Annotated in this window: 21 protein-coding genes and 3 riboswitches; of the genes, 14 read left to right on the top strand and 7 right to left on the bottom strand. The window is 53.9% G+C overall.

Translation table 11 applies throughout. The features are described from left to right. From PBA01S_RS17420 to PBA01S_RS17475, 12 genes are all read left to right on the top strand, one after another. On the top strand, nt 1-324 hold a 324-nt coding region (locus PBA01S_RS17420), incomplete at its 5' end, for a carbohydrate ABC transporter permease (RefSeq protein ID WP_164744187.1). 77 nt (nt 325-401) lie between these two features. After that, nucleotides 402-2,174, top strand: coding sequence for a cache domain-containing sensor histidine kinase (locus PBA01S_RS17425; protein ID WP_127576430.1), 1,773 nt, complete (start codon nt 402-404; stop codon nt 2,172-2,174). Then, nucleotides 2,171-3,382 carry a response regulator gene (locus PBA01S_RS17430; RefSeq protein ID WP_127576431.1) on the top strand — a complete coding sequence of 404 codons (1,212 nt, stop codon included), beginning with the start codon at nt 2,171-2,173 and terminating at the stop codon, nt 3,380-3,382. The genes PBA01S_RS17425 and PBA01S_RS17430 overlap by 4 nt, the downstream gene beginning before the upstream one ends. A 258-nt stretch (nt 3,383-3,640) precedes the next feature. Next, complete coding sequence (locus PBA01S_RS17435) at nt 3,641-5,221, top strand: methyl-accepting chemotaxis protein (protein WP_127576432.1); 1,581 nt, start codon at nt 3,641-3,643, stop codon at nt 5,219-5,221. 80 nt (nt 5,222-5,301) lie between these two features. Then, nucleotides 5,302-5,512: riboswitch (cobalamin riboswitch) on the top strand. A 246-nt stretch (nt 5,513-5,758) separates the two neighbouring features. Next, nucleotides 5,759-6,769 (top strand): ABC transporter substrate-binding protein, encoded by a 1,011-nt coding sequence (locus tag PBA01S_RS17440; protein ID WP_028538550.1) that lies wholly within the window; start codon nt 5,759-5,761, stop codon nt 6,767-6,769. Further along, nucleotides 6,766-7,815: a FecCD family ABC transporter permease gene (locus PBA01S_RS17445; RefSeq protein ID WP_028538549.1), complete on the top strand. Its 1,050-nt coding sequence runs from the start codon at nt 6,766-6,768 to the stop codon at nt 7,813-7,815. Before PBA01S_RS17440 ends, PBA01S_RS17445 begins: the two co-directional genes overlap by 4 nt. Then, nucleotides 7,812-8,603, top strand: coding sequence for an ABC transporter ATP-binding protein (locus PBA01S_RS17450; protein WP_036645964.1), 792 nt, complete (start codon nt 7,812-7,814; stop codon nt 8,601-8,603). Before PBA01S_RS17445 ends, PBA01S_RS17450 begins: the two co-directional genes overlap by 4 nt. Nucleotides 8,604-8,641: 38 nt before the next feature. Next, nucleotides 8,642-9,721, top strand: a complete 1,080-nt coding sequence (cobT, locus tag PBA01S_RS17455) for a nicotinate-nucleotide--dimethylbenzimidazole phosphoribosyltransferase (protein ID WP_028538548.1) — start codon at nt 8,642-8,644, stop codon at nt 9,719-9,721. Beyond that, complete coding sequence (gene cobU / locus PBA01S_RS17460; RefSeq protein ID WP_028538547.1) at nt 9,721-10,311, top strand: bifunctional adenosylcobinamide kinase/adenosylcobinamide-phosphate guanylyltransferase; 591 nt, start codon at nt 9,721-9,723, stop codon at nt 10,309-10,311. The genes cobT and cobU overlap by 1 nt, the downstream gene beginning before the upstream one ends. Beyond that, nucleotides 10,308-11,168 (top strand): adenosylcobinamide-GDP ribazoletransferase, encoded by an 861-nt coding sequence (gene cobS, locus PBA01S_RS17465; RefSeq protein ID WP_051416881.1) that lies wholly within the window; start codon nt 10,308-10,310, stop codon nt 11,166-11,168. Before cobU ends, cobS begins: the two co-directional genes overlap by 4 nt. A 531-nt stretch (nt 11,169-11,699) precedes the next feature. Continuing rightward, nucleotides 11,700-13,358: a cobyric acid synthase gene (locus PBA01S_RS17470; RefSeq protein ID WP_028538545.1), complete on the top strand. Its 1,659-nt coding sequence runs from the start codon at nt 11,700-11,702 to the stop codon at nt 13,356-13,358. A gap of 23 nt (nt 13,359-13,381) precedes the next feature. After that, nucleotides 13,382-13,523: riboswitch (cyclic di-AMP (ydaO/yuaA leader) on the top strand. Between the two features lie 162 nt (nt 13,524-13,685). Further along, nucleotides 13,686-14,867: a KamA family radical SAM protein gene (locus tag PBA01S_RS17475; protein ID WP_028538544.1), complete on the top strand. Its 1,182-nt coding sequence runs from the start codon at nt 13,686-13,688 to the stop codon at nt 14,865-14,867. A 72-nt stretch (nt 14,868-14,939) separates the two neighbouring features. On the opposite strand, the gene PBA01S_RS17480 is transcribed toward PBA01S_RS17475, so the two are convergent. Both PBA01S_RS17480 and PBA01S_RS17485 read right to left on the bottom strand, forming a co-directional pair. Beyond that, nucleotides 14,940-16,631, bottom strand: coding sequence for a methyl-accepting chemotaxis protein (locus tag PBA01S_RS17480; protein WP_028538543.1), 1,692 nt, complete (start codon nt 16,629-16,631; stop codon nt 14,940-14,942). A gap of 259 nt (nt 16,632-16,890) precedes the next feature. Continuing rightward, nucleotides 16,891-17,976 (bottom strand): M24 family metallopeptidase, encoded by a 1,086-nt coding sequence (locus PBA01S_RS17485; protein WP_028538542.1) that lies wholly within the window; start codon nt 17,974-17,976, stop codon nt 16,891-16,893. Between the two features lie 201 nt (nt 17,977-18,177). Between PBA01S_RS17485 and PBA01S_RS17490 the strand changes: the two genes are divergently transcribed. Next, nucleotides 18,178-19,701, top strand: a complete 1,524-nt coding sequence (locus PBA01S_RS17490; protein WP_255315383.1) for an MDR family MFS transporter — start codon at nt 18,178-18,180, stop codon at nt 19,699-19,701. 6 nt (nt 19,702-19,707) lie between these two features. Continuing rightward, nucleotides 19,708-20,289: a PadR family transcriptional regulator gene (locus PBA01S_RS17495; RefSeq protein ID WP_028538540.1), complete on the top strand. Its 582-nt coding sequence runs from the start codon at nt 19,708-19,710 to the stop codon at nt 20,287-20,289. Between the two features lie 58 nt (nt 20,290-20,347). On the opposite strand, the gene PBA01S_RS17500 is transcribed toward PBA01S_RS17495, so the two are convergent. From PBA01S_RS17500 to queC, 5 genes are all read right to left on the bottom strand, one after another. Next, a complete protein-coding gene (locus tag PBA01S_RS17500; RefSeq protein WP_028538539.1) occupies nt 20,348-21,325 on the bottom strand; it encodes a 2-hydroxyacid dehydrogenase in 978 nt (325 codons plus the stop codon). Nucleotides 21,326-21,384: 59 nt separating this feature from the next. Continuing rightward, nucleotides 21,385-21,882, bottom strand: a complete 498-nt coding sequence (gene queF / locus PBA01S_RS17505; protein ID WP_009226069.1) for a preQ(1) synthase — start codon at nt 21,880-21,882, stop codon at nt 21,385-21,387. A 501-nt stretch (nt 21,883-22,383) separates the two neighbouring features. Further along, nucleotides 22,384-23,145, bottom strand: a complete 762-nt coding sequence (gene queE / locus PBA01S_RS17510) for a 7-carboxy-7-deazaguanine synthase QueE (protein WP_127576433.1) — start codon at nt 23,143-23,145, stop codon at nt 22,384-22,386. Further along, nucleotides 23,138-23,632 (bottom strand): 6-carboxytetrahydropterin synthase QueD, encoded by a 495-nt coding sequence (gene queD / locus PBA01S_RS17515; protein ID WP_009226071.1) that lies wholly within the window; start codon nt 23,630-23,632, stop codon nt 23,138-23,140. The genes queE and queD overlap by 8 nt, the downstream gene beginning before the upstream one ends. Then, the gene (gene queC, locus PBA01S_RS17520; RefSeq protein WP_009226072.1) at nt 23,629-24,297 is read right to left on the bottom strand and encodes a 7-cyano-7-deazaguanine synthase QueC; all 669 of its coding nucleotides are present in this window, start codon (nt 24,295-24,297) and stop codon (nt 23,629-23,631) included. The genes queD and queC overlap by 4 nt, the downstream gene beginning before the upstream one ends. Nucleotides 24,298-24,496: 199 nt before the next feature. Continuing rightward, nucleotides 24,497-24,540: riboswitch (PreQ1 riboswitch) on the bottom strand. Between the last annotated feature and the right edge of the window lie 143 nt (nt 24,541-24,683).

The raw sequence follows: 24,683 nt of genomic DNA on the forward strand, positions 1-24,683 counted from the left end.
GAATCAGCATTTATCGACGGAGCGAGCATTTATCGGATCTTCCGCAGCATTATTTTGCCGGTGTCCGTTCCGCCGATGATGACGGTTTGTATTTTAACGTTTATCACGATTTGGAACGAATATATCTTGGCTGCTACGTTCATTTCGTCGGAGCGACTGAAGACGCTGCCGTTTGGGGTGTATACGTTCGTCAGCCAATATTCCGTGAACTACGGGGCCATCGGCGCTTTCCTGGTCATGGGTGCGCTGCCGGTCATTTTGATCTATTTCTTCCTGTCCAACCAAATTACGAAAGGAATGGTAGCCGGGGCAGTAAAAGGGTAAAGATTGCGCTTGCAAAATAAGTAAGCCATCTTATAATGAAGGAGCAGCAGGACACGGGGTTGGGAGGGAGAAAACAGTTGCGAAACAGCTTTCATTCCATAAACCATCGGTTGTTTTTGCTGTTTCTTTTTTGTATGTCGGGCATTTTGCTGATCGTCAGCGTGCTCTACTACAGCCGGACGACTGAGCAATATCACGAGAAAATTAGTGACCTATCGCAGAAAAACGTAGCTCAAACCGTCGGGCTGTTTAGCCTGCTTTATGAAGGGTACGACAGCTTGTCGAAGTCGATCACCAACAATTTTGAGATGATCCGCCTGCTGAACGAAAAAACCGACGAGCCGGCGGTAGCCTATATTAACGAACAATCGATTACGAACATTATTGGAGCGATCTTTTATTCCCGTGACGATTTGGTGGGCATTCACGTCATTACCAACCGAGGGAAGATATACAACTACGGCAACTCGATGAATGTGCTGGATCCTTCTTATCCCGAGGAGGATTGGTATCACCAGCTCCGAAATTCATCCGGGAAACTGGTATGGTTGGGCGTCTATTCCCATTCGCTGATCGATTTGGCCGAGGACAGCCCGGTGTTTGCCTTTGGCCGGCAAATTTACGATTTAAACGAGCATAAACCGATAGGCATTGTGCTTTACGAGGTGAACCCGGGGCCGGTGCTGGGTGCATTGGATAATCTCAAGCTGGGCGAGCATAGCGAGGTCTATCTCGTCAATCAGCAGGGCCAGGTGGTCTCTTCATTATCCGAACCGCCACCGGTGCTGGAAGACCTTCCGAAGCTGGATGCGGCTCACAGCTTGGTTGTGGAGCAGGAGGATTCGGGAATTACGGTGGCGTCTCGCCTGCCTTTTTCCGATTGGTCCGTGGTCAGCGTGACACCTCGACAGGACTTGAACGTTGAGCTGGTGGAGACGAAGCGGTATTTGCTGATCGTTATTTCGATTCTGATCATCGTCTCGGCTGTCGTCGCCAGCATCGTATCGCGAACCATTGCGAATCCGCTGAAGAAGCTGATCCGCGAGATGAGGCAGGTGGAGATGGGGAACTTCCGCGGGATGGTGAACGTCTCCTCCTACCAGGAGATTAATATTCTCGTCGCCTCGTTTAACCGAATGGTCAGCCGGATCGAAGAACTGATTGAGCGGGTGAAGATTTCTTCGGTCAGTGAGAAGAACGCCGAGTTGCATGCGCTGCAGTCGCAGGTGAATCCGCATTTTTTGTACAACACGCTGGATATGATTTATTGGATGCTTGATGAGAAAGAGAACGACCGGTTAGGCGAGCTCGTCTTATCGCTGTCTTCGATGTTTCGCTACAGCAGTGAGTGGAAGGATGGAGCCAAGGTTACGCTGCGCGAAGAGCTGGAGCAGATTAACCATTATTTGACGATTATTTTGATCCGGCTGGAGGGCCGGCTTCGGGTGGAGAAGACCATCGATGAACGCTGGCTGGACATTCGGCTGCCCAAGATGACCGTTCAGCCGATTATCGAAAACGCAGTGAAGTATGGGTTAGAATCGCTTAAACGCCAAGGTGTGCTTAAGTTATATACCCAAGAGGTTGGAGATGTGCTGAAAATCGTGGTGGAGGACAACGGCAACGGGATGACGGCCGAACGGCTTGCCTGGTTGAAGCAGTCGATCAACAGCCCCGGCCTGAAGGAATCCGGTACGGGCAGCAGCGGCATAGGGCTGCAAAATTTGCACCGCCGTCTTCAACATATGTTCGGTGAACGTTACGGTTTGGAGATCGAGAGCATTCCTGATCAAGGAACCAGGGTAGCCGTCGTGCTGCCGCTTCCGATGGAGGGGGACGTTGCAACATGAATATTCTGATTGCGGATGACGAACGGGCGATTCGCGAGGGCATTAAGCGAACGATCAAGCGGATTTATCCGGATTATGGGGTTGAACTGGCGGAAGGAGCAGAGGAAGCCGCGAAGCTGATGGGGGAGAAGCAATTCGACATTGTGCTCACCGATATTTTGATGCCGGGCATGAACGGACTGGAATTTATGCGGATCTCCAAACGCCGATTTCCTCGAGTGAAGTGGGTGGTGATCTCTGCGCACAGCGAATTCGCCTATGCCCAGGAGGCGGTGCGGCTGGGGGCTCGCGATTACTTGTTGAAGCCGATTGGGAAAACGCGCCTGCAGGAAATTATCAGCACCCTGGCCGCAGAGGTACGCGAGGAAAGCGAGCTGACGAAGGAAGAAGAGCTCTTAAGAGCTAATCTGAAATATTTACGCGAGGGTGTGTTTCAGCGTTTAGCCTCGGGGTTAGACATCGGGAATTTGGATTTGACGCCGTTTATCGAGGACTATCAAAGCTTTTATTTGATGATGGTTCAGATGGATGCTGGGGACAAAGACGTGCGGCTGGAACATTTTATCGTCGAAAACGTGTTGTCCGAATTGATCGAGCGCCACGGTCGAGGGTTTGTCGTGAGCTATGACCGCCAGAGCCTGCTGGGTCTGATCGCGCCGCGGGAGCCGGAGCGGATCGAACGGTTTCAGGAGGAAGTGAAGGCGCATTTGAAGCACTATTTGAAGGTGCCTTTTCAGATCGTGCATTCCGGTTTAAACAACGATTTTCAGTCGGTGCCGCAGGTGGTCATGCGGATGAAGCAGGCTTCCAACTCGCCGGTTGCTTTGCTGGATCCGCCGAAGGGCAGCGGGGAGAAAGCGATTGAAGTCGCCCTCCAATATATCAAGGAGCACTACAACGAGGAGCTTTCTTTGGAGAAGGTCGCTTCCATCGTCTTCCTGAACCCGGCTTATTTCAGCCAGTTGTTTAAGCAGAAGGTCGGACTTGGCTACAAGGAATATGTGACCTCGCTCCGTCTGGAGCAAGCCAAGCAGCTGTTGTTAAACCCGAAGCTGAAGGTCGGGGAGATTGCGGAGTACCTCGGCTATCAGGACATTCGTCATTTCGCGCAGATGTTCCGTAAGAAGTATCATGTCACGCCGAATGAATACCGGCAGCAGCAAAAGATCAACATTTTGCTGGCCAGCGGCGGCAAACCGAGTAAGTAGGGAAGAGCGTTCTGTTCTGGTGTACAATGGGAGAATGAACGAATAGACGAGAGAGGATGCCGCAAGATTGCACCCAAGATATAGGATGGTATGGGTTGTTCAAAGAGGAATGTGACGTGTTGTGTTACATTCCTCTTTCTTATTTACAGAATTCCGTCGATTATTTGCACCCAACTTCGGAATGCCTAAATTTTTCCTTTCTATACCTTTAGTCCTATTCTATAATGTTAGCAAAATTTACATATCAGGGGTGGGAGTATGAATCGGAACGAAAGGTTGGGAAGAATCGCTGCTTGGCTTAGTGTCGGCTTCACGGCGGTCCTGGCTGTTTGTGCGTTATGGGCAAAGACGCCATGGTATATCCCCTGCCTTGTGCTATTTACTTTGCTCAGCTTGGGGTCTTCGTTGTTCTTTGGAACCGGCCTGCGGGCAGCACTGGGAGGCGGGGCGCTGGCGGGCAAGCGTTCTCCTTCGGGGACAGGTGAATCCCAGCGGGAGGAAACCGATTGGACGGCAGTATTCAATGAGTCGCTAGTGGCGGCGGATCGACTGCAGGCGGCGGTTGGCGAAGTGAGCGAGAGCCTCGAGCAGCTGCAACGATTAGCCGATACTGCAGCGGCCGAGGATCTGAAGCTCAAGCAAAGCAGCGAACGTTCGCTGGAACAGGTGCAGGAGAGCCTGGCGGCAATGGAAGAGGTGGCGGCCTCGGCCTCCCAAATCCATGACGCAGCGGGGCATTTGCTTACCCGCAGCGAAAACACTCGAGCCGAGGCCATGCGTATGGCGGGAGCGCTCGAAACCGTAGACGGCACCATTCGTTCTTTGGCGCAATCCCAAGAGTCGATCGTGGGGCCGATGGAGGATCTGGAGGGGAACACCCGGAAGCTGGGCGCATTGTATCGGAGCTTGGAGGAGATCGCGGCAGAGGTCGCGTTGCTTGCGCTGAATGCGTCGATCGAGGCGGCTCGTTTGGGCGAGCAGGGGAAAGGTTTCGATGTCGTCGCCGTGCGCATGCGCCAGTTGGCGGATCAAAGCACCAGGGCGATCAACTCCTCCGCCCCGTTGTTCCAGCAAATCTCGGCGGATGTCGAGCGTGTGAAGTCCACGCTGATAGAGGGACGTGACTCGGCCCTGGAAGGAATTTCGCTGATGAAGCGAATGGGGGAGGACATCCGGTTCATTGCGGATGAAGTGGCAGAGGTGAACGGGCTGGTTGCCGAGGCGGGACAGCGAAGCCGGGAACAAGCCGAGCTGACGCGGAATATGGAGGCGATGCTAAGCGAGGTGCATGAGGCTCTCAATCGGAGCATCACCCATGTGGAGGGAGCGCTGGCTCGGATGGAATCGGAGCGAGAGCATATTTCCAAGCTGCAGACGGTGGTCGTGGGCTTGGATCGGGCCCAGGGCGAACTGATGGTATCATTGAACTCCGTCCATTCCGGGGCGGATCCGGCTGCCGGTGGCGAAGACGCGGTGGCCCTTGGTCAAGCCTATGCCCGGAAGCTGCTGGAGGCAGCCGAACAGCCAGGTTTCCGCATGCTGGAGCCGGCTAGTCACCGGGCTGCACTGGAGCAGCTGTTAGCCGCAGAGCCTGGTCTAGAAGCGGCCTGGTCGAACCGCAAGGACGGCTCTTTTATCGTATCCATTCCGGAAGCCGGCTTGCTTAACGCCAAAGGACGGGACTGGTTCCGCCAGGCGATTGCCGGAGAGACGGTTGTCTCCGAAGTGTATATCTCCGCGATCACCAAGCGGCGTTGCATGACGCTGGCCGTGCCGATTGTCCGGGAAGGTGAAGTCATTGGTGTCCTGGGAGCCGATTTGTCTTTAGAACGGGGCTAAACAAAGGAATAACGGATTAGTTATTGTCAGTCCTCCGCTTTTCCCCTATAATCCAATAGAGAAGAAAGCCTTAAGACAAGCGTACAATTTGTGCCCGTAGGTCCTGGAGCAACGGTGAAGCATGCCGTACCGCTTCGGGTTAAAAGGGAAGCCGGTGCAAATCCGGCACGGTCCCGCCACTGTAAACAGGGACGAGCTCATGATGCCACTGTCGCCCGCGAAGGGAGATGGGAAGGCGAGTTTTCGTCGAGACCTGGAAGTCAGGAGACCTGCCACGGGAATTCAAGACGGTCCTTCGAGGAAAGGATAACGTTCTGCCAAGAGCATCATGGCTTGGCGCTGCCATCGTGGAGTCTCTCCGCTTTGCGTGCGCACAGCATGACTTTGTAGACGTAACCCCATCCGCTAGGATTGGGGTTTTTTCTTTGTGCCGGTAGAGGGTTAGCCGGACTTCTTCGCCGCCGGCTGCACAACGTACCGCTGGAACACAAGGCGTTTCTTTATTTACTGAAAAATAAAGCAAGGGGAGATCTGGAGATGAAAAACTGGAGAAGACTAGGAAGCCTGTGGCTGCTGGCGTTGCTGCTGGTGCTTGCGGCCTGCGGTAACAATAACGCCGTCACCCCGGGGACAGGGAACACAGCGGACGCTGCACAACCGACGCAAAACGCTGGAACGAACGCGGCGGCGGACAATTCGGCGGCACAAGAGACGACTTACCCTTATACCGTCACTGATTCTACCGGTAAAGAGTTTACGTTTGAAGCCGCGCCGGAACGTATCGTCTCGCTGGCGCCTTCGGAGACGGAAACGCTGTTTGCACTGGGACTGGACGAGCAAGTCGCTGGCGTATCCGACCTGGATGATTATCCTGAAGCGGTGAAGGACAAACCGCGGATGGGCGGGTTCCAGGTGAATGTCGAGGCAATCGTGGCGGCGCAGCCGGACCTAATTCTTGCGGCGAGCCTGATCGATGAAGCAACGGTCAAAAACTTGACGGATATGGGATATAAAGTGTTCCAGTCCAATCCGAAGACGATCAACGAAGTAATGGAGCATATTCGGACGATCGGCGAAATTACCAACCATCAGGCTGAAGCTGCTGAAGTGGTCGGCAAGATGAAGGAAGAGGTCCAAACGGTAACTGATGCGGTAGCTTCGCTAAGTGAAGACCAGAAGAAGAAGGTCTACATCGAGTTTTCTCCGGGATGGACGGTTGGCAAAGGCGAATTCATGGATGAGATGATCACGTTAGCTGGCGGCATCAACGTTGCTTCCGATGTCAAGGGATGGTCCGAGATCAATGAGGAACAAATTATCCAAGCGAACCCGGACGTCATTTTATACGCGAAAAGCGTTGTTGACGAAAATAACAAGACGTTAGCGGACATCATCAAAGGCCGTTCAGGCTGGGACCAAATTACGGCCGTGAAGGAGAACCGCATTATCGCTCTGGACGATAACCTGCTGAGCCGTACGGGCCCTCGCGTCACGCAAGGGCTGATTGAAGTGGCCAAGGCGGTTCACCCGGATTTGATCCAGCCATGAAGCGCGGCAAATTCGCCGGATACGGAGTCATCGGGCTCTTGCTCCTGGTTGTGACGCTGCTGCTCTGCATCGGCATCGGCTCCGTTTATGTGCCTGCTGGAGAAATCGCGGCGATCTTGCTGCACAGGCTCCCGGGGTTAGACCGCCTGATCACGCCGGATTGGACGACGGCAGCCGAGCAAATCGTCGTCCAGGTCCGGTTGCCTCGCGTGCTGCTCGGGATGCTGGTCGGCGCTTCGCTCGCCGTAGCGGGCGCCGGCTTCCAAGGGGTGCTGCGCAACCCGCTGGCGGATCCGTTTACACTGGGCGTATCGTCAGGTTCGGCAATCGGTGCGGCGGTGCTGATCTTTTTCGGATGGCAGTTTTCCCTGTTTGGGATCTTTACGCTTCCGATGGTTGCGTTCCTGGCGGGGGCGGTTACGTTATGGATCGTGATTTGGCTGGCTAGAGAGAACGGACGGCTGCCGATTGAAAGTCTGGTTTTGTCCGGCGTCGTGATGCAATCGTTCCTAGGGGCTGTTGTCTCCTTTTTAACGGCAATGTCGAAGAAAACCATTAATGAAATTTACTATTGGACGATGGGCAGTTTAAGCTTGCGCGGATGGTCGTATACGGCCATCCTTTTGCCGTATTTGCTGCTGGGAGCCTTATTCCTTTGGAGCCGGGCTAAACATTTGAACCTGCTGACTTTAGGTGAACGTCAAGCCTCCCATTCCGGGATGGCCGTAGAACGAACCAAACTAGCTGTGTTGCTCGTTGCTACACTGATGACGGCGGCTGCGGTATCCGTGTCAGGGGTAATCGGATTCGTAGGCCTGGTCGTTCCGCATATGATCCGTCTGATCACCGGCCCGGATTATCGGCTGATCATTCCTTTGTCGGCGCTGGGCGGCGGGATATTTATGATGTGGAGCGACTTGGCGGCTCGCTCGCTGCTGGCTCCAACGGAGGTCCCGCTGGGCATCGTCACCGCCTTTGTGGGGGCGCCTTTCTTTGGGTATCTGTTGTATCGGAAGAAGAAACAGAGGGAGGAGGAGCTGCGTTGATCAAGGTGTCTGGGGTTGCCAAGGCGTTTGGCCGGCTGGAGGTGCTTCACGGTGTGGACTGGCAGGTTGGCTCCGGTGAGTTTTGGGGCTTGATTGGACCCAACGGCAGCGGCAAAACAACCTTGCTCAACTTGATCTCCGGCGTGGAGAAGCCGGATGCCGGCGAGATTGCGTTGAGCGGACGACCGCTTTCGTCGTATTCGCGCAAGGAGCTGTCGCGCAAGGTCGCCGTCCTTCAGCAGGACGGGCTTCCGGCTGTGGCTTTTACGGTGCGTGAAGTGGTGGAAATGGGGCGGTTCGCCCATCAGGATTGGCGCGGCAAGGAGATCGGCGGGGCGAAGGCAGGCGAACGCCTCATTGATGGAATTATGGAACGTCTCGACCTGAAGGAGCTGGAGCATCGTCCGCTGAGTGCGCTTAGCGGGGGGCAACGCCAGCGGGTAGCACTTGGGAAGGTGATGGCTCAGCAGCCCGAGCTGGTGCTGCTCGATGAACCAACAACCTATTTGGATTTGCGTTACCAGATGCAATTTATGGAGCTGGTGGCCGAATGGCAGCGCGATGCCGGACTTACCGTCGTTTCAGTGATGCATGATTTGAATTTGGCTGCCTTGTTTTGCAGCCATCTCTTAGTGATGAGCGGCGGGCAAATTGTGGCGCAAGGCGCGCCGGACGGCATTTTGTCACCGGAGCTGGTTGAAACCGTATTTGGAGTTCAGGCCCATCAAGTGGTTCATCCGGATTCGGACGTTCCGCAGCTATTGCTGCGCCGGGCAAGTTTAGGTTAAGGGTACGAGTCAGTAATACAGAAAAGGGGAATATGGTTATGGCATACAATTCAGTCGAACAGCTTGCGCAAGCAATTACTCCTTTGGACGAAGCAGCGATGAAAGCGGCGCAGGTCCATTTGGACCAGTTGACGAAGCCGCCGGGAAGTCTCGGGAAGTTGGAAGGATTGGCAGTGAAGCTGGCAGGGATCACGGGGAAAGTCCGTCCTGTGTTTGACAAACGGTCGGTGATCGTGATGGCAGCGGATCACGGGGTCTGTGAGGAAGGGGTCAGCGCGTTTCCGGCGGAAGTGACACCCCAGATGGTACATAACTTTTTGGCCGGAGGCGCTGCCGTAAATGTGCTGGCACGTCAAGCTTCAGCCGATGTCGTTTGCGTCGATATCGGGGTAAATGCAGAAATGTCGCACCCGGGGTTGCTGCAACGTAAGCTGCGTTACGGGACAGGAAATATGGCTAAGGGACCGGCGATGAGCCGGGAGGAAGCTGAAGCTGCCATTCGCGTTGGGGCTGAGGTGGTCGCTGATGCAGTGTCTCAAGGCGTTCGACTGTTTGTCACAGGGGAGATGGGCATCGGTAATACTACAGCTAGCGCCGCAATTATGAGCAGCCTGACGGGGATCGCACCGCAGCAGAGCGTTGGTCGTGGAACCGGGGTCAACGATGAACGGCTTCGGCACAAAATTTCCGTCGTGGAGCGGGCACTGGAGGTAAACCGTCCAGATGCCAACGATCCGCTGGACGTGCTGGCTAAGGTCGGCGGCCTGGAGATTGCCGGAATGACCGGCGTTATTCTGGGAGCTGCGGCTCATCGCTGTCCCGTCGTGATCGACGGCTTTATTTCTACTGTGTCCGCGCTGCTAGCGGTGCGCCTTGAGCCGAAAGCCGCCGACTATCTCATCGCATCCCACGTCTCCCACGAGCAGGGACATCGTGCGCTTCTGCAGGCGCTAGGCCTGAACCCAATGCTGGAGCTGGACATGCGGCTTGGGGAAGGCACAGGCGGCGTACTGGCGCTTCACCTCGTTGATGCAGCATGCCGGATCGTTGCCGAAATGGCGACGTTCGAAAGCGCGGGTGTCGCGTCCGGTGAAGAAAATGGCGGGGGGATCAAGTGATGAAGATCCTGGTGACCGGCGGAGCCCGCAGCGGCAAAAGCACGTTTGCTGAACGTTGGGTCATGAAACAGGCAACATCCGCGGATTACGTCGCAACGGCGCAAGCTTTTGACGACGAGATGAAAGAACGCATCCGTCTGCATCAGCTCCAGCGGGAGCAAAGCGGGTTCAACTGGACGACGCATGAAGCGCCGCTCGAACTTGCAGAGCTGCTGCATAAGTTGGGTGAACGGCCGGTTGCGAAGGAGAGCACGGCTGCCGAAGTCGCCGGTCCCGTGGTGTTGATCGACTGCCTGACGTTGTGGTTGTCGAACGTGCTGCTTGGGGCAGGAGAAGGGGCCGATGCTGTGGACGCCGTTATGACGCGGGAAATTGAGCGGTTGATCGCTGCGGTCGAGGCTTTTGTCGGCACTTTGGTGATGGTTACAAACGAGGTTGGCAGCGGAATCGTGCCGGAGTATCCGCTTGGCCGACAATATCGGGATTGGGCCGGGCAGTTGAACCGAAAAATAGCGTCAATCGCGGATCAGGTGTTTCTGGTTACCGCCGGCATCCCCATCGAGTTGAAAAGCAGGGAGTATCGCTTATGACGAACGGACCAGAGCACAAAGCGCCCTCCGGGGCGGGTAAGCATGGAGCTCTGCAGCCGATCTTGGCGGCCTTCCAGTTTCTGTCACGCTTTCCGGTACGGGCTGAACTGGATTTTACAACGGACTTGCTGCGGCGCAGTATCCCCTATTATCCGCTTGTCGGAGCAGCAATCGGCGCTGTCGTCTGGGCAGGCGGCTTGCTTGCCGACTGGCTGCTTCCTTCGTACCCGGCAGCCATCCTTTCCTTATTGATTTGGGTTGGATTAACTGGAGGTTTGCATTTGGACGGTTGGATGGATACGGCCGACGGACTGCTGAGCTACCGGTCACGCGACAAGATGCTTGAGATCATGAAAGACAGCCGGGTAGGCGCCATGGGCGTGCTGGCCTGCGTCCTATTGCTGATGCTCAAAGCCTCGCTGCTGACCTCGCTCTTCCAAGGGGGCCTGCTGACGTCAGGGCTGGCGATATGGCTGGCACCTCTGTGGAGCCGGTGGTTTATGACCCGGGCGATGCACCGCTGGCCCATGGCCCGGCAAGGTGAGGGATTGGCTGCGCAATTCCACGGCTTCAGTGAACGGGATGCCTGGGGGAGCACCATCATGGCGGTGACGATATCCGTTGTAGTGTTGCTGCTCACTTTGCTCGTGTTGCTGGGAGGAATGGAGGAATCGGCTTTGCTGCGATCGCTGCTGTTTATCGGCCTGTCTCCCTTTATCGCCTGGGCGGCGGGAACTTGGGCCGCTCGACGAATCAATGCCAAGCTCGGCGGTTTGACCGGCGATACCTACGGGGCGCTGGGCGAAGGGTTGGAAGCTGTCCTGTTGCTGCTTGCGGTGCTGATCTTTTCAAATTGATATTTCAAGGTCAGAGGCGCTTTAGGCGGAAGGGAGACCTTTGGCTTTGGGCGCTTTTGCACCATTATCCCCTTGGATCAGAACCAAGGAGAAGAGAAAGGTAGAACTAGATCGAGAGATCCATCGGTATTCCAAAGTGAGTATAGGTCGGCAGTAGGTAGCATAGCGGCAATCGAGCACGTCTCTGCAAGCTAACTGGGCGAAAGGGATAATTTATGTTGCTGCGGGCTTCTTTGCACCATTATCCCCTTGAATCAGAATCAAGAAGGTTAGAGTTGGGAAGGCGAAATAAGGTACCTAAGAGATAAAGACGGACAGCTGGAAGCGGAGAAACATGTTGGGCAAGCACCACCGGCTGAGTGAAAGGGATAATGGTGAAAAAGCGTGCGGAATTACCACTGGCTGAACGAAGGGGATAATGGTGAAAAAGCGTGCGGAATTACCACTCCCCTGAACAAAAGGGATAAAGGTGCAAAAGGGCCTGACGAGACATGGTACTACACGTACGGATTGGGAAGGAGGGAACGCGCGATGGGCGAAAAGCATAAGAAGCTTTGGGATCAGGATTGGGCAAAAAGCGAACCAACAGCATCAGGGGCTGTGCTCATGGTTCAAGGGACAGCGTCTGACGTGGGGAAGAGTGTGATCGTGACGGCACTGTGTCGTATTTTTGCGCAGGATGGGCTTCGACCGGCTCCGTTCAAGTCACAAAATATGGCCTTGAACTCGTATGTTACGGCGGACGGTCAAGAGATTGGACGGGCCCAAGGCATTCAGGCAGAGGCTTGCGGCATCACTGCCACCACCGAAATGAACCCGGTACTGATCAAGCCAACTGGGAACATGCACTCGCAGATTGTTGTACATGGGCGTCCTTACCGTCACCTTAGCGCATCTGATTATCGTGAGGAGTTTCTGCCCCACGCCAAGCCGCTGGTCATGGAAGCGCTCGGTCGGCTCCGCGATAGGCATGGCATTGTGGTGATCGAGGGGGCTGGAAGCCCAGCGGAGATCAACCTGAAGCAACGGGATATCGTTAACATGAACTTGGCCGAATGGGCGGATGCTCCCGTGATTTTGGTGGGGGATATCGACCGTGGCGGGGTGTTTGCCTTTCTTGTTGGTACCCTGGAGCTGCTTGAACCGCACGAACGCGCTCGCGTAAAAGGGTTCATTATCAATAAGTTTCGCGGCGATCTGTCTCTGCTGCAGCCTGGCCTGGATTGGCTGGAGCAGCGGACCGGAATCCCCGTACTTGGAGTTCTCCCCTACCTAAATAATCTGGAGATCGAAGCGGAGGATTCCGTTGTCCTGGATACCTATCCAGCTCGTTCAGCGCCATCCGCAACGCAGGAGCTGGATATCGCCGTTATCCGTTATCCGCATATTTCTAACTTCACGGATTTTGACCCGTTGGCAGCCGAACCGGACGTATCGTTACGTTATGTAAGCAAGCTGTCAGAACTTGGACATCCCGATGTGGTGATTTTGCCGGGGACCAAGGATACGATCAGCGATCTGGAATTTTTGCGCGGGCAAGGGCTGGCAGGGGCAGTTTGCAACCTGATCGATGAGGGGACGCACACCCAGCTGGTCGGAATTTGCGGCGGATATCAAATGCTGGGCGAACAACTGCATGACCCTGAAGGCGTAGAGTCCAATGAACCGAGGTCGGCATTGGGTCTGGGCCTGCTCCCCTTGGCTACAACCTTTCTCCCAGGTAAAAAAACGGTGCGCGTGCACGGATATACGTGCGAGGACCATCCGATCGCATTGCATCCTCAGAACCAGGAGCTGCCGATCTCAGGCTATGAGATTCATGCCGGATCAACCCAGCAGTTGCGGGACACTCGTCCCTTATTTATGCTTCGGGTCAATGAGGAGCCAGTACAAGGGTCAGGGACAGCCCCGGAGTTAGAACAGGCTGAGACGCAAACACATCCGGAAGGCGCAGCCCGCGCCGATGGCAGGGTGTTTGGGACGTATCTGCACGGAGTGTTCCATAATGATGCCTGGCGACGTGCTTGGCTGGACGGACTGCGTACGAGCAAAGGGCTGGAACCTTTGAACGTCACCTTTGTTTCTTCCTCACGGAAGGAGGAAGCCTTCGATCGGTTAGCGGAGCAGGTTCGCAGGCATTTGCGCATGAATCTCATTTACGACATTATTGGGATCCAAGGTAAGCTTTGACAAATTGGGTAAGGATAAGGTAGGATAAAAGTACGCTTAATTTTCGATGGGTAAAGTCGAAAAGCGGGGGAACCAATCTTTTGGGGCGAATCGTTGCAAGTTTAACGTAGGGAACCATCTTCCCGAGCCCGTCAGCTAACCTCGTTTGCAGTGGATGGGTCATTTTTAATATTATTTCAGTCATCATTTAATGACCCTGTTCTTTGAAGCGGGGTCTTTTTGCGTTCTGCAAGACCTTTGACCCGAGCATTCGGCGGAGTACTCGCATTCACTGCAAGTTTCGAGCTTCTTCTTTACGCATCGTACTAATAAAGGAGGAGAGGATTTATGGCTAGTCCGAAGTACATCACCGATATTGCCAAGGTGAGCCAGTTGTCCGAGCAGGAGCGGCAGGACTTGAAACCGATTACCGACAAATTTGTTTTTCGGGTGAACGACTACTATTTGAGTTTGATCGACTGGAATGATCCGGAGGACCCGATCCGCAAGTTGGTGATCCCCAATACGGGAGAACTGAAGGAATATGGGCGCTGGGACGCTTCTGACGAAGCGGCGAACTACGTGGTGCCTGGCTGCCAGCACAAATATCGAACGACCGCGCTGCTGATTGTGTCCGAGGTTTGCGGCTCCTATTGCCGATACTGCTTCCGTAAACGGTTATTCCGCAACGATGTGAAGGAAGCGATGGCGGATGTCACACCTGGCATTGAGTACATCGCACAGCATCCGGAGATTAATAACGTCCTGTTAACCGGCGGTGACAGCTTGATCTTAGCGACCAGAAAGCTGCGTTCGATTCTCGAGCGGCTAAGAGCTATTGAGCATGTAAAAATCATCCGCCTCGGTTCCAAAATTCCTGTGTTTAATCCTATGCGTATTTATGAAGATCCGGAGTTGCTGGATCTGATTCGGGAGTTCTCCACCGTTGATCAACGGATTTATGTTATGGCGCATATCAATCATCCGCGCGAAATTACCCCTGAGGCCAAAAGAGGGTTCCAGGCGCTGCACGACGCCGGGGCTATCGTGGTCAATCAAACGCCGATTCTCAAAGGCATCAACGATGATGCGGCCGTGCTTGGTGAATTGCTAGATCGCTTATCTTGGGCTGGCGTCACTCCGTACTATTTCTTTATTAATCGTCCCGTAGCCGGAAATGCTGACTTTGTCATCCCATTGAAACGAGCGTATGAGCTAGTAGAGGAAGCGAAAGCCCGTACTTCAGGGCTTGGAAAGCGCGTGCGATTATCGATGAGTCATTCTTCAGGAAAAATCGAAATCCTGGCTATCGAAAACGGGCAGGCCTATCTCAAGTATCATCAGTCCCGGGACGGTGAATACGGCAAGTTTATGATTTTGCCTTGCCCGGATGATGCGACCTGGTTTGACGATTTGCCAGGCAGTGAAGCGTACTGGAAGAAGCCGGAAAAGAAGCTGGATTCGAAGGCGGATACGCAATCGGATCAGACAACAGAAGATGCGGCTTCTGCAAGCCCAGTGACGATTTAAGGGATAAAACAAAACGTACCCTTTCCGTTTCCCCGATCAGGGGAACGTGAAGGGTACGTTTTATTTTTAGAGTCAGATCCGGAATTTTGCAATCGATTCCTGCAACGACAACGCCTGCTCATACAGTGAGCGAACTGTACGCGCGTGCGCTTCCATTTCGTCCAGCTGTTGCTGCGAGTAGCTGCTGATTTGCTCCATGTTCTCCAGCGATTTGGCGGTAATATTGGCCGATTCCTCTACCGATGCGGTGACTTCCTCGGTACCGGCAGATACCTCTTGGGTGGAGGCTGAAACCGATTGAATCGTCAAGTTCACGTTCTGAATCAGCTTCGTTAATTGTTCAAACGCTTGACCCGCTTGCTTCACCCGTTCGGTTCCGGAGACGATTTCCTCGCTGGCCCGCTGCATGGCGTTGACCGAATTTTCCGATTCTTCTCGGATACTGAGCAGGTTCTCGCCGATTTCCTCCATCGCTCGGCGGGACTGTTCAGCCAGCTTACGAACTTCCTCGGCCACGACAGCAAAGCCTTTGCCGTGTTCGCCGGCACGTGCAGCTTCAATCGCCGCGTTCAGCGCCAAAATATTAATTTGCTTCGTAATTTCTGTAATGGTACCTACCACGTTCGAAATGGACTCGGAACGATCATTCAGCGTGCGGATATGCTCCAACGTGCGATTAGCCGCATCTTCGACATGCTGCATTTGCGTAACCGCTGTTTGCGCCAAATGATTTCCGGCGTCAGCCTCCTCTGCAGCTTGTCCAATCCGTTCCGTGACTTCGGCAGACGAAGACGCAATATGCTGTACACCTTGCGAAATTTCTTCCATCGCACGGGCGTTTTCGGCTGCTGCGGAAGCAATCGTCATGCTGCCCGCTTCGATTTCCTTCGTAGCTGCATTGGAACGGGCAATCAAATCTTCAAACGTTGTCACCGATCGGGATAAGTTCTCAGATCCGTCTACGACCACTTGGGACGTTTGCATCACTGCAGCGAACATGTTTTTGAGCTGAAGCGTCATCGTTTGGAAGCTTCCGGCGAGTTGGGCAATTTCGTCATGTCCTTTCACTTCGATGGTATGACGGAAGTCTCCGCCAGCCATTTGCTCCGTGACCTTCACCAGCTTGCGAATTGGCTTCGTGATTCGCGTACTTGCAAAATACGCTGCGGCCATGCCCACCACAATGACAAGTAAGGTGATGCCGATACAGATGTATAAAATTTGGTCTTTCTTCTTATCGATGAAGGTAGCGTCAAGGCCCACGGCGAGCATCGCTTTGCTGCCGGGAATCGCGATGAAAGCTGTTTTGTGCGAGCCGAATTTGTCGGTATACAACTCACTGATTTGTACCCCGCCATTGGCCGCAGCGGTCATGGCCGGCTGAAGCTCCAGCTTGTCGCCGGGGGTCATCTCCGAGTTCTCATTCGTCGCCAGAACTGTAGCGCCGTCATCTTGAATATGTAGTAAATAAGCAGTGCTCAAGTTGTAGTCCTTAGTGCTCTTCGTCAAATACGATTCCACCGCAAAACGGGAGTTATCTTTACCGCTGAGCAATTGCAGGGATTGGGTCGTATCTAACCTTTTGAAGATGTCTTGAGTACTAGTTTGCAGCACTTTATCGAACTGTGGCAGCACATTTTGCTCAATGATCCCCATAGAGATGTTATAAAAGCTGACGCTAAATAAAAGTGAAGATACGACAATAATCACCGCATAGGTACTCATCAATCTGCGGCTGATGGAGCGATTAATGACATTGAACACGAGAATCCTCTCCGTTTCCCCTTTAAAAATGTGATGTATACGCTTGGCTGTCTCTCTATTCTTTTTAACCAGCGGTTCATAAGTATCATTTTATAGGAAAAAAGGTCCTTTGAAAATGAAAAAAATACTACTTTTTTTGGTTTTCGTAAAAAGTTTCAAAAAAAACGTCTAAATCTATCGGAAAATGGATAAAAAGAGAGCCCTGCGACCCTTTTTGCAGATCACCAGAGCTCTTTGAGTAGAAAAGTAACGTATCATGTTAGATATGGGTTAATTGTTTGGGATAAGAAGTGAGAACTTCAACGCCGGTTGCGGTGACTAGAACGTCGTCTTCGATACGAACTCCTCCGACGCCAGGCACATAAATGCCAGGTTCAACCGTAAAGACGTGGCCTTCTGCGAGAAGAAAATCGTTCTCCCCATGAACCGATGGGAACTCGTGTACGTCGATCCCCAGCCCATGGCCAAGGCGATGGATAAAATAAGGTCCATAGCCGGCAGCTTCGATTACTTCGCGGGCGGCGCGGTCAATAGAGGCGAAGGTGACACCTGGCCGAATGGCGGCAATCGCAGCTTCGTTAGCTGCCAGCACCGTTTCATAAATCCGGACCAGTTCCTCAGATAGCTCGCCCACCGCAAAGGTACGCGTAATGTCGGAGGCGTAGCCATCCGCATAAACGCCGATGTCAAACATCAGCAGGTCGCCGCGCCGGATTTGCCGATCACCGGGGACGCCATGCGGCAGGGCGGTTTTCTCGCCGGACAGCACCATGGAATCGAAGGAAGGTCCGTCTGCACCAAGCTTGCGGATTTGGTACTCGACTTCTGCAACCAGCTCATTTTCGGTTACGCCTTCCTTTACTTTTTTCAGCGATTCGCTGAGCACCTGTTCGATCAGATCTACGGCATGTTTGATTTTTCCAACCTCTTCCGGGCTTTTCCGCACCCGCATGTCCCGAAGCCAAGGTCCAATGTCAACTGATTCGGAGAAGGAGAGCTTCTCCTGCATCCGCTCAAAATTTGCCACCGAGACTTGCTCCTTCTCAAAGCCCAGCGTCCCTAGCGAGCCCCCAAGTCGTTGCTTCAAGATCGCGTAAGGATCATCTGTGTCGCCATGGGTAAGGATCTCCGTTACGTTCGCCGCTTTACGGGCAGCCTCTTCATCCAGTGCAGGGACAACCAAAAAAGGCTCGCTTCCCGCCTGAAGGACGGCGCCGAGGAAGCGTTCATGCGGATTGCTGAGAAAGCCGGTCAGGTAATACACATGCTTCGGATCCGTAATTAGCAGCGTATTGACGCCGGAATCACGCATTTTGCGTTCTAATGCAGTCCATTTATTATTCATTTGGCAAAAAACTTCCTTTCGTTCAGTCTCTTGTTCCATTATAGGCCAAAGCAGGGAGGAACGATAGTTAGAGTCGTTGCACCGGGCGGGCAGGGGTGAGGCGGATGACTATTATAGGCAAAAGGTTTACTTTTTAAATATTTTCAATAAAATAGAAAGAGGTTATCATATTCAAATTTGAATATAAACAAAGGAGAGAAGATATTGGCTACCGCAACGAAAAAATCGACCCGGCTCATCTTGTTCGGATTGATGCTGGGGATTCTGATGTCGGCGATGGACAACACGATCGTAACAACGGCGATGGGAACGATCGTTGCCGATTTAGGTGGGATAGAGCAGTTCGTTTGGGTGACTTCGGCCTATATGGTGACGGTGATGGCGGGGACGCCGATTTTTGGCAAGCTGTCAGATATGTATGGCCGGAAACGCTTCTTCTTATTTGGCATCGCCATGTTCTTGCTTGGCTCTGTGTTATGCGGGCTCGCCGGAAGCATCGTGCAGCTGAGTATATTCCGGGCGATCCAGGGGATCGGCGGGGGAGCGCTGATGCCGATTGCGTTTACGATCATTTACGATATCTTCCCGGTGGAGCAACGCGGGAAAATGACCGGGCTAATGGGTGCCGTATTTGGCACGTCGAGTATTTTTGGCCCGTTGCTGGGTGCATTTATCACGGACTCGCTGAGTTGGCATTGGGTTTTCTATATTAATGTACCGATCGGCATCGTGTCTTTGGTGTTGATTATCCTCTACTACAAGGAGTCGCTGACGCATGCGAAGCAGCAGATCGACTGGGGCGGGGCGTTTACCTTGGTTGGCGCCGTGGTGTGTCTGATGTTTGCCTTGGAACTGGGCGGCGAGAAATATGCATGGAATTCTGCCGTGATTTTGGGATTGTTTGCGGGTTTTGCCGTGCTGTTTGTCGCGTTCCTGCTGTACGAAACGAAAGCGCAAGAGCCGATCATTTCATTTGAAATGTTCAAAAACCGGCTTTACGCGACAAGTTGTTTGTTGGCGTTATTTTACGGGAGTGTATTTATCGTTGCGACGGTATATATTCCAATCTTCGTGCAGGGCGTCTATGGCGGCTCAGCGACCAATTCCGGCATTATTCTGATGCCCATGATGATCGGCTCGGTGGTTGGCAGTATGCTGGGCGGGATGCTCGCTTCCCGGATCCCCTATCGCACGGTGATGGGCTTGTCGGTGATTTGCTTCGTTGGCGGTATTTTTGCGCTTAGTACGTTAACGAATGATTCGTCTCGCTTGTTGCTTACGCTTTACAGCATCTTGACCGGATTTGGCGTTGGCTTCTCCTTCTCGGTGCTCAGCATGGCATCTGTGCATCACTTTGACATGCGGCAGCGCGGAGCGGCGACCTCAACCAACTCGTTCCTTCGATCGTTAGGGATGACGCTGGGGATTACGATCTTTGGCATCGTGCAGCGCAACCTGATGTCGGGGGCGATGGCCGATGCATTTGCTGGAATGGGACAAGGCGGCGGGAACTTTGGCGATACTCAGGAAGCATTAAGCCCCGAGAAAAGAGCGCTGATTCCGCCTGAGATTTTGGACAAGATTACAGAGGCGTTGTCCACTTCGATTGCGCATACGTTTATGTGGGCCCTCGTTCCTACCGTTGGCGCCGTGCTCGTCGTACTCGCCATGCCGAAGGACCGGATCGAGCGCAAGGCGTTAAAGCCGTCGGAACAGCGGGGGTAATCGGGAATGAAAGGTGTAGCGATCCGTCTTTGTATTTTGGGTTTGCTGCTTGAGGAGGATCAGCATCCTTATGAGATGCTCATCCGCATCCGGGATCGGTTCCTCGATCAGCACGGCAATTTCAAAATCGGCTCGCTGTATTACGCCGTCGACCAGTTGGCCAAATCGGGAGATATTGAAGCGGTGGAGACGATTTACGGCGAGGGCCGTCCGGACAAGACGGTCTACCGGATCACGGACAAGGGCCGGGAGTATTTTCAGAAACTGCTGATCGAACGGTTCCAGGAGGAAGTGTCCGCCTATCATCCGCTGCATGTTGCGTTGGCATTTGCCAGACATGGGGATCGGGAGAAGCTGATCGCCATGCTGCAAGACCGAATTCGTAATGCGGAGCATGAGGTCAATTTGAGCTACCAGGTTTACGAAGAACATCAGGGGATCGTGCCAAGGAGCGTACTGCACTTGATGGTGGGACGTTACGAGCATGCCCGGACAGAGCTTAATTGGCTGCGGCGGCTGCTCAAAGACGCTGAGGCCGGACAACTAGGGAACCGCGAGCCGGTTGATTTACTCAATGAAGAGGAATAAAAAAGAAACTCCCCGGGTACCGTGCGCGGCTTGCGCTGACGGTAACCGGGGAGTTTTTTTATGCATCCGGTCGCAATTCTTTGACCAAGCTTGGCGGTGTTCGGCCTTCGAGGGCAGCCACCAGGTTTTCTGCGGCTCGCATCGCCATTTGCCGGCGAGTTTGGTCCGTCGCTGAGCCGATATGCGGCAAGGTTACTACGTTCGGCAGCTTCAACAGCGGATGGTCCGGATCGATCGGTTCCTTCTCGAACACATCCAATCCTGCACCGTAGATTTGGCGGTTCTGCAAGGCGGCGGTCAGCGCTTGCTCATCAACGGTAGCCCCTCTGGAGGCGTTGACGAACACGGCCGTCGGCTTCATCAAAGCAAATTCCCGAGCGCCGATCAGCTTGCGCGTTTCCGGTGTGAGCGGCGTGATTAGCACGATAAAATCAGCTTCCTTCAGCAGCTCATCCAAGGTGCAATAGGTCGCACCCAGTCTAGCTTCGGCCTCCGGTTTCCGGCTTCGGTTGTGATACAACACCTGCATCCCAAAGCCGAATTGCCCGCGGTGGGCCACGGCTTCGCCAATTTCGCCCATTCCGATGATGCCAAGCTTCTTATGGTGGACGTCAAGACCAAACAAGTTTTGGCCGTCCCCGCGTTTCCATTTCCCTGCTTTCACATATCGGTCCAGTTCCGATACCCGGCGGGCGACGTCCAGCATCAAGGCGAAAATCAAGTCGGCGACGGTGTCATTCAGAACGGCGGAGGTGTTGGTCCCCAGCACGCCGCGGGCTTTCATTGCTTCGAGATCAAAGTTGTTGTAGCCAACGCTGATATTGCTGACAACTTTTAATTTGGGAGCATGATCCAACAGCTCCTGATTGATGCTGCGGTCCGCGGTCAACAATCCCTCGACGTCGCTTAAGCTGGCTAGAAGTTGGGCGCGGGTGATCGGTTCGTCGCCTTCCCATTTGCGGATTTCACAATGCTCTGCCAGATAATGTTCGACTTCCGGGGGGATCGGCCGGGAGATAAACACTTTTGGTTTCATGAGGTTCTCCTCTCTCAGGGGGATAGATCCATTGTTACGCACACCACGTAGACAAGGATTTAGCGATTATCGACTTTTTCCGGATACATATCATGATTAAGCAGGCGATGTTCCGCCATCGCTTCGTACTTGGTGCCGGGACGGCCATAGTTGCAGTAAGGATCGATGGAGATGCCGCCGCGCGGCGTAAATTTGCCCCAGACTTCGATGTATTTCGGATCCATGAGCTTGATCAAATCGTTCATGATGATGTTCACACAGTCCTCATGGAAATCGCCATGGTTGCGGAAGCTGAACAGGTAGAGCTTGAGCGACTTGCTTTCCACCATTTTGATATCGGGAATATAGCTGATGTAGATGGTGGCGAAGTCAGGCTGTCCCGTGATCGGACAAAGGCTGGTAAACTCCGGGCAGTTGAATTTTACAAAATAATCACGGTACGGATGTTTATTGTCAAAGGTCTCTAATACCTCAGGCGCGTAGTCAAAAGGATATTTGACGCCCTGGTTGCCCAGCAGGGTTACGTCTTGCATTTCTTCGGGTTTTCTTCCGGCCATATGAAGCCCTCCTTATAGATATATTCATTAAAGCAATCTAGCGGACCGTACAGCCCTTATTTGCCTTTTTCCCGGACATTTCCTGTTGTAACGGACTCCAGCGACCTTATTTGGCTTTTATCGCAGCCGATGTGCTGTTTTACATCAAAATAAGGTCTACTGAGTCCGGTAGATTTGGAAAGCTCCCTCGGAGCCTCAAATAACGTCTCTGGTGTCCGTTAGCCGCGGGGTGGAGGTCTCGGCTGCATTCAAGATTCGATGCCGAACCAGCCTCCTCGAATCCGCCTCGTGATCGAAAGCCGATTGATGAACTGCCGTTTCAATGAAGGTTCAAAAATCGGGTTTGGAGCACCGAGAAGGTTGGATGAAGCTAGAGACTGAGTAGCGGAGCATAGCTAGGAGCTATGTGAGCAACGGAAGGCTCGGCTGAATTCAAGATTCGACGTCGAACCTGCACCCTCGAATTCGCCTCGTGATCGAAAGCCGATTTTTGAACTTCCGCTACACGCCGCGTTTGTTGCCCCAGACGAGGGCGTGGAGCTGCGGCAGCACCCGGACATTGTTCAGGTCCGGCGTGGCCATTACCTTGTCGATGAGCGCTTCGTAGCGGCGCAGCAGGTCGGACGCATGCTCCTGGATGTCCATCCGCTTCACGTCCGGGTTGCCCACCTGCACGTACATCGGCACGTTGGGGTAGCGAGTGTGCACCCGCTTGGCGTAAGCCAGATCGTCATCGTCAAACACGACGACCTTCAAGCTGACGGCGAGCGGGTGAGGCCGGGCAGCCAGCCTAGCGACGATATCGTCCAGCACGTCCCAGTTGGTGTCCATGCCCGAGCTTGGCGGCTTCGGCGACAGAGTCACCTGGTCGACCTCGGCCAGCCAATCCTGCCAACGCGAGCCTTGCGTCTCGACTGCGACGGTGATGCCTTCGGCGTGAAGCAGCTCCACCAAGCTGGCCAGCTGCGACAGGAGGGCGGGGTTGCCGCCGGACAAGGTGACGTGGGAGAAACGGTCGCCGCCGATGTCGCGCAGCTCGCCAAGGATTTCCGCCGGGGTCAGGCGGCGGATCATCTCCTTCGCGCTGCCGTCCCAGGTGAAGGCGGAGTCGCACCAAGAGCAGCGATAATCGCAGCCGGCTGTGCGGACGAACATCGTCTTCTGTCCGATCACCATACCCTCGCCTTGTAAGGTGGGGCCAAAGATCTCCATGACGGGGATCGGCAGCTCGCGGTGCTCTTGTGTGGTCGCTTCCTTACTCATCCTGCATCCACTCCCGTCTCGCTTCCGCATAGCTGGTTGGCGTCTCATAGAGGCGGACGAACTCCGTCCGGGCCTCCAGCACCGGATTGCGATAAGCTTCCGATTGCAGCGCCTCCTCCATCTTCTCGAACAGCCACACCACCATATTTTCGGCGGTGGTATTCATCGGCGGCAGCGTTTCATTAATGTAACGATGGTCCAGATAAGCTTCAATTTCGTTCTTCCAAATCTCCTTGATCGTGCCAAAATCAACGGTCATGCCGATCTCATCCGGCCGGCCGCTGATGCCAAACACCACTTTGTACGTGTGGCCGTGCAGGTTTTTGCATTTGCCGTCATACGCATGCAGGTGGTGCGCGGCATCAAAAGTGAATTCCTTGCTCACCAGCACCCGGCGGCGGTGGTAACGTAGCTGGTCCCGGCGGATGTCCTGGTCCAGCTTCTGCAGCGCTTCAACGATGCGAAATTCCCCCGGTGTCCGGTTCATCGTGAATTCGCCTCCTGGCGTTCCAGCAAGTATTTGTCCAGTCCAGCTTTTCTCAGCTTGCAGGCCGGGCATTCGCCGCAGCCATCGCCGATGATACCGTTGTAGCAGGTAAGCGTCCGTTCGCGCACGAAATCAAAGGCTCCAAGCTCATCGGCTAGCTTCCAGGTCTCTGCTTTGTCGATCCACATGAGCGGCGTATGGATCACAAACTCGTAATCCATCGCCAAATTCAAAGTCACGTTCAGCGATTTCACAAACACGTCGCGGCAGTCGGGATAACCGCTGAAGTCGGTCTCGCAGACGCCGGTGACGATATGCTTGGCACCTACGCCTTTGGCGAGTACGGCAGCAAAGCTGAGGAAGAGATGGTTGCGGCCGTCCACAAACGTGCTTGGCAGCTCCCCCTCCTGATGCTCGATCGCAATGTCACTGCGCGTCAAAGCATTGGCCGTTAATTGCCCAAGCAGGCTCATATCCAGTACGGTGTGCTTGATCCCAAGCTCAGCGGTAATCGATTTCGCGCATTCGATCTCCAGCTTATGGCGTTGGCCATAATCAAACGTCACGGCCTCAACCTCGCCGAATTGCTGGATCGCCCAGAACAGACAGGTTGTGCTGTCTTGACCGCCGCTGAACACAACAACCGCTTTTTCCTTTTTAAGCATAAAAAAACCCTCCGTCTTCTTTAATAGTGAAGCAGGAATCCTTCGTTCCCGGCCCATTGTGATAGAAGAAAGAGAGTTCTTGAACTGGTCACAAAAAAACAAGCCCATTTCGACCGGCAGGGTGTCCTTGGCGCTGCGACTCCGTTGCCGTTCAGCAAACGGGCATGCGAGCGCGAAGAACCCGCCGAATCAAGGCAGGGCATTTATAGTTTTTTATAGAGGGAGTTCTCGAACCTCTCCCGTGTATTCCCGTAGGAATAAGCACGGATTTCTTCTTCAATTTCGTTATGCACTGGGGAGCGGGCCTCCAGGCACAAACCCCATTATAACATATTTTGCGCAGAGGGGAAGTGAAGGCGCGATCACTCAGTTAAAATGTTACTAAG

Source organism: Paenibacillus barengoltzii NBRC 101215 (genome assembly GCF_004000745.1).
Lineage (GTDB): Bacteria > Bacillota > Bacilli > Paenibacillales > Paenibacillaceae > Fontibacillus > Fontibacillus barengoltzii.

Bases quoted from the DNA above. Each gene is read 5' to 3' on its own strand.
- PBA01S_RS17445 (WP_028538549.1), top strand. From the start codon at position 6,766: ATGAAGCGCGGCAAATTCGCCGGATACGGAGTCATCGGGCTCTTGCTC.
- cobT (WP_028538548.1), top strand. From the start codon at position 8,642: ATGGCATACAATTCAGTCGAACAGCTTGCGCAAGCAATTACTCCTTTG.
- queD (WP_009226071.1), bottom strand. From the start codon at position 23,632: ATGAACCGGACACCGGGGGAATTTCGCATCGTTGAAGCGCTGCAGAAG.
- PBA01S_RS17430 (WP_127576431.1), top strand. From the start codon at position 2,171: ATGAATATTCTGATTGCGGATGACGAACGGGCGATTCGCGAGGGCATT.
- queC (WP_009226072.1), bottom strand. From the start codon at position 24,297: ATGCTTAAAAAGGAAAAAGCGGTTGTTGTGTTCAGCGGCGGTCAAGAC.
- cobS (WP_051416881.1), top strand. From the start codon at position 10,308: ATGACGAACGGACCAGAGCACAAAGCGCCCTCCGGGGCGGGTAAGCAT.
- PBA01S_RS17495 (WP_028538540.1), top strand. From the start codon at position 19,708: ATGAAAGGTGTAGCGATCCGTCTTTGTATTTTGGGTTTGCTGCTTGAG.
- cobU (WP_028538547.1), top strand. From the start codon at position 9,721: ATGAAGATCCTGGTGACCGGCGGAGCCCGCAGCGGCAAAAGCACGTTT.
- PBA01S_RS17500 (WP_028538539.1), bottom strand. From the start codon at position 21,325: ATGAAACCAAAAGTGTTTATCTCCCGGCCGATCCCCCCGGAAGTCGAA.
- PBA01S_RS17440 (WP_028538550.1), top strand. From the start codon at position 5,759: ATGAAAAACTGGAGAAGACTAGGAAGCCTGTGGCTGCTGGCGTTGCTG.
- PBA01S_RS17435 (WP_127576432.1), top strand. From the start codon at position 3,641: ATGAATCGGAACGAAAGGTTGGGAAGAATCGCTGCTTGGCTTAGTGTC.
- PBA01S_RS17470 (WP_028538545.1), top strand. From the start codon at position 11,700: ATGGGCGAAAAGCATAAGAAGCTTTGGGATCAGGATTGGGCAAAAAGC.
- queF (WP_009226069.1), bottom strand. From the start codon at position 21,882: ATGGCCGGAAGAAAACCCGAAGAAATGCAAGACGTAACCCTGCTGGGC.
- queE (WP_127576433.1), bottom strand. From the start codon at position 23,145: ATGAGTAAGGAAGCGACCACACAAGAGCACCGCGAGCTGCCGATCCCC.
- PBA01S_RS17485 (WP_028538542.1), bottom strand. From the start codon at position 17,976: ATGAATAATAAATGGACTGCATTAGAACGCAAAATGCGTGATTCCGGC.
- PBA01S_RS17475 (WP_028538544.1), top strand. From the start codon at position 13,686: ATGGCTAGTCCGAAGTACATCACCGATATTGCCAAGGTGAGCCAGTTG.